The organism is Sutcliffiella horikoshii, from assembly GCF_020524325.1.
Classification (GTDB): domain Bacteria; phylum Bacillota; class Bacilli; order Bacillales; family Bacillaceae_I; genus Sutcliffiella_A; species Sutcliffiella_A horikoshii_D.
Genome location: NZ_JAIVKY010000007.1, coordinates 670580 through 684287, shown reverse-complemented (window position 1 = coordinate 684287; position 13708 = coordinate 670580). Strand labels below are relative to the sequence as shown.

The 13708-nt window shown below is 41.0% G+C and carries 14 protein-coding genes; 4 read left to right on the top strand and 10 right to left on the bottom strand.

Translation table 11 applies throughout. The annotated features are described in order from the left end of the window. Positions 1 to 341: 341 nt before the first annotated feature. A complete protein-coding gene (locus LC091_RS12155) occupies positions 342 to 1850 on the bottom strand; it encodes a leucyl aminopeptidase (protein WP_226682303.1) in 1509 nt (502 codons plus the stop codon). Between the two features lie 254 nt (positions 1851 to 2104). Between LC091_RS12155 and LC091_RS12150 the strand changes: the two genes are divergently transcribed. After that, positions 2105 to 2587, top strand: a complete 483-nt coding sequence (locus LC091_RS12150) for a divergent PAP2 family protein (RefSeq protein WP_226682414.1) — start codon at positions 2105 to 2107, stop codon at positions 2585 to 2587. Between the two features lie 15 nt (positions 2588 to 2602). Next, positions 2603 to 3412, top strand: coding sequence for a cobalamin-binding protein (locus tag LC091_RS12145; RefSeq protein WP_226682302.1), 810 nt, complete (start codon positions 2603 to 2605; stop codon positions 3410 to 3412). Positions 3413 to 3451: 39 nt separating this feature from the next. Here LC091_RS12145 and LC091_RS12140 read toward each other — a convergent pair whose 3' ends face one another. The 5 genes from LC091_RS12140 to LC091_RS12120 form a co-directional block, all read right to left on the bottom strand. Further along, the gene (locus LC091_RS12140; protein WP_226682301.1) at positions 3452 to 4165 is read right to left on the bottom strand and encodes a 3D domain-containing protein; all 714 of its coding nucleotides are present in this window, start codon (positions 4163 to 4165) and stop codon (positions 3452 to 3454) included. A gap of 598 nt (positions 4166 to 4763) precedes the next feature. Continuing rightward, entirely contained in the window at positions 4764 to 5093 is a 330-nt protein-coding gene (locus LC091_RS12135) for a YuiB family protein (protein ID WP_226682300.1), read from the bottom strand. A 155-nt stretch (positions 5094 to 5248) separates the two neighbouring features. Beyond that, complete coding sequence (locus LC091_RS12130) at positions 5249 to 5371, bottom strand: YuiA family protein (RefSeq protein ID WP_157860702.1); 123 nt, start codon at positions 5369 to 5371, stop codon at positions 5249 to 5251. 173 nt (positions 5372 to 5544) lie between these two features. Next, positions 5545 to 6024, bottom strand: a complete 480-nt coding sequence (locus LC091_RS12125) for an NUDIX domain-containing protein (protein ID WP_226682299.1) — start codon at positions 6022 to 6024, stop codon at positions 5545 to 5547. Positions 6025 to 6127: 103 nt separating this feature from the next. After that, entirely contained in the window at positions 6128 to 7354 is a 1227-nt protein-coding gene (locus LC091_RS12120) for an NAD(P)/FAD-dependent oxidoreductase (protein WP_060665617.1), read from the bottom strand. 400 nt (positions 7355 to 7754) lie between these two features. Between LC091_RS12120 and LC091_RS12115 the strand changes: the two genes are divergently transcribed. Both LC091_RS12115 and LC091_RS12110 read left to right on the top strand, forming a co-directional pair. Then, entirely contained in the window at positions 7755 to 8747 is a 993-nt protein-coding gene (locus LC091_RS12115) for an NAD(P)/FAD-dependent oxidoreductase (RefSeq protein ID WP_226682298.1), read from the top strand. A 361-nt stretch (positions 8748 to 9108) separates the two neighbouring features. Then, complete coding sequence (locus tag LC091_RS12110; RefSeq protein WP_226682297.1) at positions 9109 to 9642, top strand: hypothetical protein; 534 nt, start codon at positions 9109 to 9111, stop codon at positions 9640 to 9642. Between the two features lie 53 nt (positions 9643 to 9695). On the opposite strand, the gene LC091_RS12105 is transcribed toward LC091_RS12110, so the two are convergent. The 4 genes from LC091_RS12105 to LC091_RS12090 form a co-directional block, all read right to left on the bottom strand. Beyond that, the gene (locus LC091_RS12105; RefSeq protein WP_226682296.1) at positions 9696 to 10349 is read right to left on the bottom strand and encodes a hypothetical protein; all 654 of its coding nucleotides are present in this window, start codon (positions 10347 to 10349) and stop codon (positions 9696 to 9698) included. A 150-nt stretch (positions 10350 to 10499) separates the two neighbouring features. Next, positions 10500 to 10862: a HesB/IscA family protein gene (locus tag LC091_RS12100; RefSeq protein ID WP_226682295.1), complete on the bottom strand. Its 363-nt coding sequence runs from the start codon at positions 10860 to 10862 to the stop codon at positions 10500 to 10502. 114 nt (positions 10863 to 10976) lie between these two features. Continuing rightward, a complete protein-coding gene (dapF, locus tag LC091_RS12095; RefSeq protein WP_226682294.1) occupies positions 10977 to 11831 on the bottom strand; it encodes a diaminopimelate epimerase in 855 nt (284 codons plus the stop codon). Between the two features lie 636 nt (positions 11832 to 12467). Then, a complete protein-coding gene (locus LC091_RS12090) occupies positions 12468 to 13703 on the bottom strand; it encodes a NupC/NupG family nucleoside CNT transporter (protein ID WP_226682293.1) in 1236 nt (411 codons plus the stop codon). Positions 13704 to 13708 lie beyond the last annotated feature (5 nt).

Below are 13708 nucleotides of genomic sequence, written 5' to 3'. Positions count from 1 at the left end.
TCACTGATGTCTTCATAACACCGATGAGGACCTCTCTTCTCCTGATTTCCCTTCACTGATGTCTTCATAACACCGATGAGGATCTCTCTTCTCCTGATTTCCCTTCACTGATGTCTTCATAACACTGATGAGGACCTCTCTTCTCCTGATTTCCCTTCACTGATGTCTTCATAACACTGATGAGGACCTCTCTTCTCCTGATTTCTCGTCATCAAGGTCTTCATCCCGACGTCAAAAATATCTCTTAAAACTATCCACAATTCAATTATTTTTATAATTTTCTATAGAAAAAATACGCATCCCATTGTAGGATGCGCATCAAATAAATTCTGTATGAACGATTAATTTTCTTCTGTCAATCCAAAACGTTCTACTAACGTTACGAGCGTTCGAACCATCGCGCCTGTTCCACCGCTTGGTCCAAGGTCATGAGCAGACTTGGAAGTGGCTGTGCCTGCAATATCCAAGTGAACCCATGGTGTACCCTCTGCAAATTCTCCGATGAACGCTCCTGCAAAAATAGCGTGGCCGTCACGACCCGGTGAGTTGTTCAAATCGGCTACTTTGCTGTTGCGAACTCTTTCTTTTGCGTGATCAAAAATTGGAAGTCTCCACATCTCTTCTCCCGCTTCATGGGATGCTTCAAGCACTTGTTCAAACCATGCTTCGTCATTTGTCATCGCACCTGTCGTGTGGTTACCTAACGCGATGATGACTCCGCCAGTTAGGGTTGCTACGTCAACCAGGTAGTTAGCTCCATGCTGTTTTGCATAGGTTACTGCATCTGCTAATACAAGACGCCCTTCTGCATCGGTGTTTAAGATCTCGATTGTTTTACCGCTCATGGATGTGATTACATCATCCGGCTTGAAGGCTTCTCCGCTAATCATATTGTCTGTAGAAGCAATAACTGCCAGTACATTTTGCTCCGGCTTCAGCTCACCAATCGCTTCCATGGCTCCAAGCACAGTTGCCGCTCCACCCATATCTGTTTTCATGCCGACAATGCCATCTTTTGGTTTGATGGAGTACCCTCCAGTATCAAAAGTGATTCCTTTCCCAACTAAACCGATTACATCTGTCCAGTCTTCTTTTCCTTGATATTTCAACACGATCATCTTAGGCGGTTCCACAGACCCTTTGTTAACTGCTAACAAAGCACCCATTCCAAGCTTCTCCATCTCTTCTTTTTCAAGAATTTCAAGTTCAAAGCCATACTTCTCTGCTAGTTGGGCAGCATGGTTTGCAAGATCTGTGGCAGTCAGCATATTTCCTGGAAGGTTTACAAGAGTTCGAGCTGTATTTGTTCCTTTAGCAAAGACATATCCTACATGTGCACTTGCTCCCACTTCTTCTTTATCATGATCTGTCAGTAGTAGAACCTCATCCAGCTTCACTTCCGGTTCATTGGATTTTTGCTTGTATCCATCGTACTTATATGTTGCTAACGGAATGGACTCACCCAAAGCATGAGCAACATCCAGCACATCCACATTTTCCGTTACAAAAGTATCCAGCGCAACTACAACACTCTTAAGTTTAGATTCTTGAAGGGTTTTACCCACTTTCCCAAACACTTTGCGTAATTCAACGAAAGTTAGTTTCTCTTCACGACCTGTCCCCACTACAAAGATTCTTTTGTATGAAGTTTTGCCCAATGTATGTATTCTTGCTAACTTTCCTTTTTTTGCAGATATGTCCCCATCTTTTAATAGTTGGGTAAGATGTCCTTCCAACTGGGAATCTAGTTCTCCCAACAATCCATCTAATTTGCTATGTTTCTCAGAAAGGCCTACTACCAACGCCTCCTGTTGATTTGAAAAATCTGCTTCATTATGTACGATAAACATATTTGAACACCTCCATTTTATTGTACGTTTATTATATCGAACTTATGGAAATATTTCGAGTTTCTAATCATATACAAAATGACAACTTTCCTACTCCTTTCATCATTTCTCCTACATTCATCTTAACAAATCCATTATAATGATTCATAATAATAAGAATATTACCTATACATAATACTCTACTTACTGTGCTACATCTTAAAAGAAAGGGTATAGTAATAGAAACATCTGCAGAGAAAGGGCGATACTATCAAATGGAGTTATTTTCTAATTTCCCTCTATGGGCTGCACTTGCAGCAATCGGATTTGCACAATTTGTAAAGGTCCCTATTCAATATATTGCCTCAAGAAGGATTGATTGGTCCTTGATCACAAGTACAGGTGGCATGCCAAGCTCACACTCTGCTGCGGTCACGGCTTTGGCTACAGGCGTTGCATTTGAAACCGGCTTGGATTCTCCTATATTTGCCGTAGCGACCGTCTTTGCTATCATCGTGATGTTTGATGCAACCGGGGTTAGAAGACATGCTGGAGAACAAGCAACTGTATTAAACAAACTTGTTGGTGATTTTAACCGTTTTGTGGAAGAGACCAAGAAATGGCCGAAAATGAATGAGCAAGAAAAAGTGAAGGATTTGAAGGAACTCCTAGGTCATAAACCGATTGAAGTATTTTTCGGTGCAATTACAGGGATTTTGCTTACACTGGTCTTGCATTACTTTGTTCATGTCTTATAGAGGAGGTAGAAGTGGATGAGACTTATATCCATTTGTCCGAGCAACACAGAGTTACTCCACTACCTAGGTTTATCAAGCACCCTAGTTGGAGTGGATGATTTCTCTGATTGGCCAAGCGAAGTTTCAAATCTACCAAAGCTTGGACCAGATTTGAATATAAATATGGAGAAACTGGAGTCCTTGGAACCTGACTTAGTATTGGCCAGTTTAAGTGTCCCTGGAATGGAGCGCAACATTGAAGAATTGGAAAAGCGCTCCATTCCTCATATCGTATTAAACCCTCAATCACTCGAGGATATCGCCCGTGATATCTTGACGGTAGGAGAACTTACAAATTCTCTATCCAAGGCCATTGAGGTTGCTTCCTCTATGAAGGAAATAATCCATACATACAGACAGTGCGCAACAACATGTGAAAACAAACCCTCTTTATATTGGGAATGGTGGCCAAAACCCATTTTCACTCCTGGCAAGGTCAATTGGCTGACGGAAATAAGTAATTTGGCAGGGGCAGTCAATGTCTTCGCTGATAAAGAAGTGGCAAGTTACCAGACGGAATGGGGAGAAGTGGTAGAGAAAAATCCTGATACAATCTGTATGATTTGGGTTGGGGTAAAAGAGTCAAAAATGAATCCTAAGCATGTAATGAAGCGGGATAGCGCCGAGACCGTCCGAGCGGTTCGTAACTCTCAAATACATGTACTAGAAGAGAGCCTCTATTGCAGACCTTCTCCAAGGCTTATCTTAGGATTACAAAAACTTGCAGCCCTCCTTCATCCTACTAGCTACCCTTCGTACACCGGAGAAGACCCATTACTAAAATAATAAAAAGCCGTATCCCTGATAGGTACGGCTTTTGTCATGCTATTCTCCGGTCCCTTTATATTGTTGACGGAAAACCTGCATGCTTTCGTCCTCATTCAATTGTGTTAATTCTTCCTCGGTCAATGTGCCATCGCCTTTTTTAATTATATAAACATCGATGGTCTGCTTACCCCAATCATTAAATACCTCATCCACTGTATCGTAGTAGAGATCGATTTTATTCCCTTTAATCGCTCCTCCGATATCAGCTACTACTCCATAACCATAACCAGGTATAAATAGAATTGTGCCTATTGGAAAGACATTAATATCCGCTGCAATGGTCGAGTATAGATCTCTTTTAACTTTAAGACCTGAATATGTAATTCCATAGCTTGGATCTCCCGGGTTCTTGCCTGTTGATTCATAGCCTGCTGTATATCCAGTGGCGTGAACCTCATGTGTCTCATATTGATTCCAGTCTAAATCCTCTAACTTCTTGGGTTTTTCTATCGCTTCTTCTGCCGACACCATGGTAGGTGTTGCTGAAAGTAAGTTCAATTGTTTTAAGTCTAGTCCGATTTTCTTAAAGAAGCCTTCTTTTTCTTCTTCTTGATCACCTTGTCCATTAGTGGCATATATATTATTTTCTTTTAGCCAGTTGTGAATCGTGGATGCCTCAACACCTGATATGGATTGGAAGGTTACAGACAGAGCAAGTACAAATAATAACCCGATAACCGTCCTCCGACAAATTGTTTTCGCTAATTTCATGTGATTCACTCACACTCCTCTCACAAGATATTCCTTCCCTGTTTTTATGGAAAGTATTCCTTTTTTGTGAGAAAAGCTAGTAATCACCTATTTTTTCCAAAAATAAATACTAGATTAGTGGATTATTTTGAGACATCAGGCAATTAAAAAACATCTTTAAAATAATACATTAGTTAGTGGTTAACAGCCGCTGCTCCTTTCCACAAATGGCTTCGCTTTCCGCGGGACGGTGCCTTGAGCCTCCTCACAACGCTTCAGGGGTCTCAACCTACCGTTTCTCCCCCGCTGGAGTCTTCGCCATTTGCTCCAATCCACAGCTAAAAATTGCGTAAATGTAATGTTAATGATTGATTCAGTTAACTCGGTTAAGTACTGTTCTTAACCCCTTTGATGAATGAGATCACCTTGTTGATTGGAGTGGAAGGCGCGCAGACGCCCGCGGGAGGAAGGGACAGGGGAGACCCCGGAGGCGTAAGCCGAGGAGGCTCACGGACCGCCCGCAGGCAAGCGAAGCGCCTGGAACGGAAATCAACCGGATAATATACTTTCTTCTTTAAAAAAATAAGAACCGGCAACAGTACCGGTTCTTGACATAACTTTAAAACATTTGATATCCATTTTTTCTAAGCATTTTAATAACGATACCAGAAGTGATCGCTCCTGCTAAGCCGCTCACCAAAATAGTAATATCTGCAACCTGCAAGGAAGCAACCTCTGAGCCAAGATTCGAAAAAGCACTACCAGGCTCCCTGAAATAATCGATCAACCTCACATCATCCTGAGCGATAATCCACACACAGACTATTGGGTAAATAATCGCCATTATCCAAGACATGCGTAATAACATATTTAAAAGGAATCCGATTCCAAAGAAAAGTACAAAAAATAAGACGACAGAAATAAGTAAAATTGGTATGTTCAATACCAAGCACCTCCATTACACATCTTTCCTTAGTGTACTGAAAGCGTTGATACGAGTCAATTCTTTTTGGCAATCAAACAAAAACACAATCGCAATTGTCCTAAATACGTCATAAATGACCTATCTTAGAACTAGCGCGATTGTGTGGAAAACTTAATAATTTATTTTCTTCCGCTTCCTCCACAGCAGGAACAAGTTTCTGATCCGCCTAGCAAAAGTTGAAAATACCCTTTACCTGAACAATATGGGCAATCTTTCTTCTCTGTTTGCAGTTGATTTTTCATTCCTTATCCCTCCAGATGATTTTCTCAAAACAGAATTTAATTTAATTTTCTGATAATATATCATCCTTTTAAGGAAAAAGGAAAGGGACAAAAACGGCTGAAAAATACGATGTAAGCGAATACATCTTATCCAATCTATCCGTTTCTTGCTTTTTCTTAAATTTACAGAATTATTAGAAAAATAATTTGTATGAACTATAGTTAAAAACCTTTCCGGGATTCATGGCGTCCGTTTCTTTTAATATAGAAAGGTTTGTAAGCTTGGCGCAATAGTGAATGAGTAAAGAAGAATCAGGATCTCTCTCCAAATCCTCAAGCGTTTTGAATGCTGCGTCAGATAGTTCGCTATCCTGATAGACTACGTCGTTGTTTAAAGGAGTACATAAGAACAGGAGCATATTATCACTGATTTTATCCTTTATAACACCAGATCTGACTCCAACCAGCCCCTCAACCTTAACGTTTATGCCTGTTTCCTCTAATATTTCTCTAGCAACCGCCTCATCTACGGTTTCATTTGCTTCCACAAATCCTGCAGGAAAGGACCACTTCCCTTTCAGTCCTCCGTAGCGTTTTTTCACGACAAGCCATTTACCGTCCTCTGATACCACAATCCCCGCAACCGCTAGCCAGACATCTTCTCTTTTTCCCATATTATCTCCCCCCTGTTTCTAGCTGATACAGTAATGGTACCAAGAAAAACGACAAAAAGAAAAGCTGCACACTATAAAATGTACAGCTTCTCAAAAATATATCTTATAAAACGTTGAATTTACCTTTTTTCATTACTAGTCCAGCTCCACCGATCATGTAAAGAGCACGGTTATCAACCATTTTCTTCATGAAAGATGCTTTGGAACCCCAGATTTTGCGACCGAATACTACGCCGATTGCATCGTCTTCACCTAGAGAACATACTGTTCCTTTTAAATCAGGAGTGAAAGTTTGCAGTTCACCTTGGCCACGAACCAATACTGCCAAGTTTTTCGCACAAACTTCCCCTTGTTGCATTGCAATTTGTGCAGTTGGAGGGTATGGACGGTTAATTTCTTCGTTGATGATTAGAGAGCAATCCCCAACGATGAATACATCTTCATGTCCAGGAGCGCGCAAGTAAGGATCTACTTTCACACGACCACGCATGTTTTCGAATCCGGAATCTTCCACCAAGTGGTTTCCACGTACACCAGCAGCCCAAACAACTGTACCAGCTTTGATTTCTTCTACTTCTTCGTCTTTTGCAACGATGATTCCTTCTTCAGTTGCTTCTTTAATCGCTGTGCCAATTTTAAATTCTACGCCTTTACGCTCAAGCGTATTCACAGCGTATTCCACTAGTTCTGGATCAAATCCAGGAAGTACAGTCGGTGCTGCTTCTACACACACGATGCGTACTTTTTCTTTAGGGATATCAAACTCTTGGCAAAGTTCAGGAACACGGTTAACAAGTTCTCCAAGGAACTCGATACCTGTAAATCCAGCTCCACCAACAACGATAGTTAAACGATCGTCACGACGGTGTGCTTCTGTGTTGTAAGTAGCAAACTGATATTCGATGTGCTCACGGATTTTACGAGCAACATTTAAGTTTGCGATCGTGAACGCATGCTCTTTCAAGCCCTTGATGCCAAAAGTCTCTGCTTCATAACCAAGACCAACCACTAGATAGTCATAAGAGATTTCTCCGCCTTTAGTCAAAGCCACAGTTTTTGCCTCACGGTTGATGCCTGTAACAGTATCGTGTAAGAAATGAATCTTGCTGCGATCAATTACATCAGAAATTTTGTAACGCGTACGATCAGCTGGTAATGTTCCTGCTGATGCTTCATGTAACCATGTAGACTCGTAATGGTAATCGTTTTTGTTTACCAACGTAATATCGGCTTCGTTAACACCGATCATTTTTTGAAGACGAACAGCCGTTACTAGCCCACCGTAACCTGCACCTAGAATAACTATACTTGGCTTTTTCAAATGAATCACACCTTTTATATTGAAATTTTTTATAAAATAAATATGAAGACATGGAACAAATCCCACTGTACCTACTCTTACTATCCGCTATTAAGATAAAATTTATTAGAAATAAATGATTGTGAAATACTTCACGAATATGGACGGCAAAAAAGTGCGAAATTTGTCACAAAGAAACTTAACCTATCTAACATCATATTCTTTTTTCGTCTTTTTTTCAAGATAAAATCATAGTTTAAAAAGCTTTAAAATATTCGGAAAAAACAAGTAATTTTGTGTGAAAATTTCTAAATTTCTAGCTATTTTCAGTATATGTTCCCCTTTTTCCAAGGTTGAAAACAGAAATTGTGAGAAAATTATGCTATGATAAAGAAAGAAAGTTAACAATTGTTTAGGGGGATAGATTCAGATGAGCGAAGAACAAAAAGTATTTGACATCACCATCATCGGTGGAGGGCCAACAGGCTTATTCACTGCTTTCTACGGAGGTATGAGGCAGGCTAGCGTCAAAATCATTGAAAGTCTACCACAATTGGGTGGACAGTTATCCGCGTTATACCCCGAAAAGTACATATACGATATTGCCGGATTCCCAAAAATCCGTGCACAAGAATTGATCAATAATCTAAAAGAACAAATGGCCAAGTTTGAGCCAACGGTTGCACTTGAGCAATCCGTACAAACCCTTGAGAAAATGGGAGACGGAACGTTCAAGATTGTAACAGATAAAGAAACACACTATTCCAAAGCAGTCATCATCACTGCCGGTAATGGAGCATTCCAACCACGCCGCCTTGAGCTTGAAAACGCTAAGGAGTATGAGAACAAGAACATCCACTATTTTGTGGACGATATGAATAAATTTTCCGGCAAAAAAGTAGTAGTATTCGGTGGTGGAGATTCTGCTGTTGACTGGGCGCTAATGCTTGAGCCGATTGCGGAAAAAGTAACACTGATTCACCGTCGTGACAAGTTCCGCGCACACGAGCACAGTGTAGAAACATTAATGAATTCCAAAGTTGAAATTAAGACGCCATACGTACCGGTAGAACTGATCGGGGACGAGAACGCAATCAATCAGGTTGTCCTCGAAAAAGTGAAATCCGAAGACCGTGAAGTGCTGGATGTTGATGATGTCATTGTCAACTACGGATTCGTTTCCTCCCTTGGACCTATCAAGGATTGGGGACTTGAAATCGAAAAAAATTCTATTGTAGTCAATTCCAAAATGGAAACAAACATCTCCGGAATCTATGCTGCTGGTGATATTTGCACCTACGAAGGAAAAGTGAAACTAATCGCTTGTGGCTTTGGCGAGGCACCTACTGCGGTTAATAACGCCAAATCTTATATCGATCCAAAAGCAAAAGTACAGCCACTTCATAGTACTAGTCTATTCTAAGCCGGCTATGAAGGTGCAGCCAACCCTTGTGGGAACAGGGGTTGGTTTTTTTGTGGAGAGGATAAGGATATAATGTTGTACGTAGATACTGAATGATGACACTTTCAACTCGATTTTGTTGCTCCAAGTGTCTTCATAACACTAATGAAGACACTCTCAAACTGATTTCTGTACTCAAAATGTCTTCATACATGCAATGAAGACACTTTCAAACTGATTTCCCCGTTCAAACTGTCTTCATACGAACAAGCCTAAACGTTAATCTATCACTTTTATAAAAACCGATATTCATTTCCCCTGTAACCTTCCTCCGCCACTCAACGTCTAACCTATTAACAAACCCAATGAGGTGATCTGCTAAATGAAACTCTTCAAAGTTGCCGTTCTTTCTTTTCTCCTTACTATCCTATCCCTGCCGTTCTTCACATCAACAGGCTACGCATGTTCCTGCTTGCCACCGGGTACACCACAAGAGGAACTGGCAAAAATGGATGCCGTATTCACAGGAAAAGTACTAGAGGTGGACGAAAAGTACAACAGTACCACAAAAGTAAAGTTAAGCGTGTCAGAAACTTGGAAAGGTGTGAACACGAAGGAAGTAGTCATTTACACTGCCATGGACTCCGCGGCATGTGGGGTTTATTTTGAAAAAGACAAAGATTACTTGGTCTATGCTCATTTGGAGGATGGAGAATACACCACATACCTTTGTTCCAGAACAGCCGAGCTTGCCCAGGCACAGTCCGACTTGAAGGAACTTGGGGAAGGAACTGTTCCCACAGAGGAGACAAAGCCAACCGGTAACTTCTCCACACAAAATGCAGTTATCGGTACCCTTGGAGTGGCATTGGTGCTGGGCGCATGCTTCTTCTACCGTTGGAAAAGTACAAAATAAATAAACATGGAAAAAGCACCTCTTATTGAAAAAGGTGCTTTTTTTATATTTGATTAGTAGAAGACAACAATCATGCCATCATCAAGGCTAATAAAATATCCTATATAATCCCCAAGGTCTACATTAACCTCTTCCCCAGTTTCCAGGACGTGTTTAATGCCCTCCACTATCCCAGTATACTCTGACCAATCGTCTGTGGAAAAATAATCGATTAACACCTCTGCATGAGTGGGGTCTGTCCCTGCTGCCCCTGTACTCATGGAAAGTAAAATGCCTTCTGTCTCATGGTAGATCATAAATCCATCGGAATTTGGAATTCCATAAAGATTGGCACCATGCTTTTCTGCGATAGCTATATGATTTTTAAATTTTTCATCATTTATTTTATGATAGGTATAGTCTCCTAAAGTGACTGTTTCAGGCTGCTCTTCCACTTCATCATCCTTTTGGTCAACTGTCTCAGGGGCAGGAGGTTCTTCACGTGGAGCTTCAGATGGATTTTCTACCGGCTTAGTACTTACTTTTGTAACTTCTTCTACTTCACTGGTATCTATGGAAAATGTATTAGATGGTATCGCCATCCGCACATATTGATTGGAAGGTTTTTTTGTATGCAATTGGTAGGATATACTAGCTTGTGTCTCAACTCCTTGACAGGAAGCTCCAATACTTGCAAATCCTAGTGCCGACAAAAAAATAATTGTCATGCTCCTTTTCCCTTTCACTGCGACCACTCCTTCTTTTTCACCTACCTATATAGACGGTTGAGAGAGGCATTAAGTTTCATAATTTTGGAAAATAAATAAAACAAAAAAACTTGGATAACCTAACAGGCTACCCAAGTTTTGGACTATATTTTAGCATTCTTCCGGTGTACCCGTGTTCGTCGCTGTACGGAAGGAAGAACCACACCCACAGTTTGCAATGGCGTTCGGGTTGTCGATGGTAAATCCGCCGCCCATCATGGATTGTTTAAAATCAATTTTTACATCTTGAAGAATTGGCTTGCTTTCAGCATCGATTAAGATTCTGATGCCGTGCTGTTCCAATTCAATGTCCTTTTCGCCTTTTTCTTCTTCAAAGCCCATACCGTAGGAAAGACCGCTACACCCTCCACCTTTCACGCCTACACGTAAAAAGACAGATTCATCGCCGTGTTCTCTCATCATATCTTTTATTTGAAAAGCTGCTGCTTCTGTAATTGTAATAACATCACTCATATGTTACACCTCCCAATGTATTTCCAGTTCCAATAGCTTCATTATATCGTGAAATGGAAGTCTGCTCAAACTTACTGCTTTTATAGTATATGCAAAAGGAACAAGCCATTGTGATTAATAATAGAAAGCTCCTATACAGATAACCTCTGCTGGCCCTCGCATTTTTACAGAACCTTCTTTTGTCCACGTGATATAGAGGTCTCCTCCTGCCAGATGAACAACCGTTTCTTTGCCACGTACCGTTTTGTTATTCAGGACAGATGCCACCACTGCAGCACATGCACCTGTACCACATGCCTGGGTTATGCCAGACCCTCTCTCCCAAACACGGAAGTGCAACTCATCTTCTGCGACAACCTCGACAAATTCAACATTTACGCCCTCTGGAAAGCGGGGATCCTTTTCTACTACAGGACCAAGCGTCGTTAGAGGAGCATCCTTTATGTCATCCAGAAAAAAAATGACATGTGGGTTTCCCATGGATACTGTGGTTATCTTATACGTTTCATCGTCAACTATGAACGGTTCCGCAACCAGTGCTTCTTTTTCCTCCACAAGTATCGGGATTTCCTTTGTAGAAAGCCTTGGTTCTCCCATGTCGACGGTTACAGAAATAATTTTTTCACCTTTTAGCTCCACTTCGGCTTCCACTAGTCCGGAGAGTGTTTCAATTTTAAAAGTCTCTGTCTGAACGATGCCGTGTTCGTAAGCATATTTTGCCACACAGCGAAGACCGTTTCCACAATTCTTCCCTTCCGATCCATCGTTATTGAAGATTCGCATTTTTACTGGTGCTACTTCAGATGGACAGATGAGGATCATCCCGTCAGATCCTATACCTGTATGGATGTTCGCAACTTTGATAGCAAGATTTGATAGCTCTTCTTCTTTTAACTTTTCCTCAAACATATTTACATATATATAGTTGTTTCCGAGTCCGTGCATCTTGGTGAATTGAAAGGAGCGCATTTTTTTACTATTCCTCCAAAAATAATTATTTCTTCAAGTATAAATACATAAAAGTCTGAACACAATAGAAATATCCCCCGTTTTATATGAAAAACCCATGTATCGCTTGCTTCTGTGGAAGCACGATGACATGGGTTTTTCTGGTTTTGGTTGAAGGATTGTTGATGCGAGGATCTGTTTGGGTTTTGTAGGTGCTCTCGGAGGGCTTCATCTTGCTTATGAGGACATCTCTCGTTCGGAAACCTTCTCTCTCAGGTCTTCATACAGCTTATGAAGACATCTATCCACCGGAAATCTTCTCGCACAAGTCTTCATCCGGCTTATGAGGACATCTCTCCACCGAAAATCTTCTCGCACAAGTCTTCATACAGCTTATGAAGACATCTCTGCACCAAAAGTCTTCTCGCACAGGTCTTCATCCGGCTTATGAGGACATCTATCCATCGAAAATCTTCTCTCATAGGTCTTCATCCGGCTTATGAGGACATCTATCCACCGAAAAACTGTTCTCTGAAGTCTTCATCCGGTTTATGATGACTTCTCCCATTCGAAGAACTGTTCTCAGAGGTCTTCATCCACTTTTCTATACATAAAAAAACCACCCGCCAACTGACACTGGCGAGTGGATTACTATTTTTAGAACAAGAACATACCTGCGATTGCAGCACTTAGCAAGTTAGAAAGTGTTCCGGCAATGATTGCGCGGAATCCTAAACGTGCGATATCAGGACGACGGCTTGGAGCTAAGTTTCCAAGTCCACCTAATAGGATTGCCAAGGAAGAAAGGTTAGCAAATCCACAAAGTGCGAATGCGATAACAGCAACTGATTTTTCACTGAACATATCAATTTGTGCAGAGAAAGTAGAATATGCTACGAATTCATTCAATACAAGTTTTTGACCAATCAAGTTACCTGCAGCAACGGCTTCACTCCAAGGAATACCGATAACGAACGCAAGTGGTGCGAATAGATAACCAAGAATGAAATCAAGTGAGAAGTTTTCAGCTCCGAACCAGCCGCCGATTCCACCTAAGATTCCATTGATAAGAGCAATTAAAGCGATGAATGCTAGTAACATTGCACCAACGTTTAGTGCAAGCTTTAAACCGTCAGATGCCCCGCGAGCAGCAGCATCAATTACGTTAGTTGCTCTGTCTTCTTCAGACTCACCAATTTGAGCATTTGTTTCGTTTTTTGGCTCTTCTGTTTCAGGAATAAGCATTTTTGCCATGATTAAACCACCAGGCGCTGCCATGAAACTTGCTGCCAATAGATACTCTAGAGGAATTCCAAGTGCAGCATAACCGAATAATACAGAACCTGCTACAGATGCAAGTCCACCTGTCATAACCGCGAATAACTCAGACTTTGTCATTCCTGCGATATAAGGACGGATTACTAATGGTGCTTCTGTTTGTCCAACAAAGATGTTAGCGGAAGCAGATAAAGATTCTGTCTTGCTTGTCCCTAAGAGTTTCGCAAGACCCCCACCTAAGAAACGAATGACAATTTGCATAATACCAAGATAATAAAGAACGGAAATTAATGCAGAGAAGAAAATGATAATCGTCAATACATGGAATGCGAATACAAATCCTGTAGCTTCAGACCCAGGATTACCCAGTACCGGTCCGAAAAGGAAACCGATTCCTTCATTTGCGTAATTGATAATATTTTGAACTAGCTCTGTTAACTTAAGGAAGGCAGTTCTACCTAACTCCCACTTCAATACGATAAATGCGAATAGCAATTGGATAGCTAATCCGCCTAAAATAGTACGAATCTTAATCTTTCGTTTGTTTTCCGAAAGTAGGAATGCGATTGCAAAGATAACTGCGATCCCCATTAAACCCCAAAGGATATTATTCATAATAT

What these genes read in the sequence shown, in the direction of transcription:
- LC091_RS12155 (WP_226682303.1), bottom strand. Translation starts at nt 1,850, where the DNA reads ATGTTTATCGTACATAATGAAGCAGATTTTTCAAATCAACAGGAGGCG.
- LC091_RS12150 (WP_226682414.1), top strand. Translation starts at nt 2,105, where the DNA reads ATGGAGTTATTTTCTAATTTCCCTCTATGGGCTGCACTTGCAGCAATC.
- LC091_RS12145 (WP_226682302.1), top strand. Translation starts at nt 2,603, where the DNA reads ATGAGACTTATATCCATTTGTCCGAGCAACACAGAGTTACTCCACTAC.
- LC091_RS12140 (WP_226682301.1), bottom strand. Translation starts at nt 4,165, where the DNA reads ATGAAATTAGCGAAAACAATTTGTCGGAGGACGGTTATCGGGTTATTA.
- LC091_RS12130 (WP_157860702.1), bottom strand. Translation starts at nt 5,371, where the DNA reads ATGAAAAATCAACTGCAAACAGAGAAGAAAGATTGCCCATATTGTTCA.
- LC091_RS12125 (WP_226682299.1), bottom strand. Translation starts at nt 6,024, where the DNA reads ATGGGAAAAAGAGAAGATGTCTGGCTAGCGGTTGCGGGGATTGTGGTA.
- LC091_RS12115 (WP_226682298.1), top strand. Translation starts at nt 7,755, where the DNA reads ATGAGCGAAGAACAAAAAGTATTTGACATCACCATCATCGGTGGAGGG.
- LC091_RS12110 (WP_226682297.1), top strand. Translation starts at nt 9,109, where the DNA reads ATGAAACTCTTCAAAGTTGCCGTTCTTTCTTTTCTCCTTACTATCCTA.
- LC091_RS12105 (WP_226682296.1), bottom strand. Translation starts at nt 10,349, where the DNA reads ATGACAATTATTTTTTTGTCGGCACTAGGATTTGCAAGTATTGGAGCT.
- LC091_RS12100 (WP_226682295.1), bottom strand. Translation starts at nt 10,862, where the DNA reads ATGAGTGATGTTATTACAATTACAGAAGCAGCAGCTTTTCAAATAAAA.
- dapF (WP_226682294.1), bottom strand. Translation starts at nt 11,831, where the DNA reads ATGCGCTCCTTTCAATTCACCAAGATGCACGGACTCGGAAACAACTAT.
- LC091_RS12090 (WP_226682293.1), bottom strand. Translation starts at nt 13,703, where the DNA reads ATGAATAATATCCTTTGGGGTTTAATGGGGATCGCAGTTATCTTTGCA.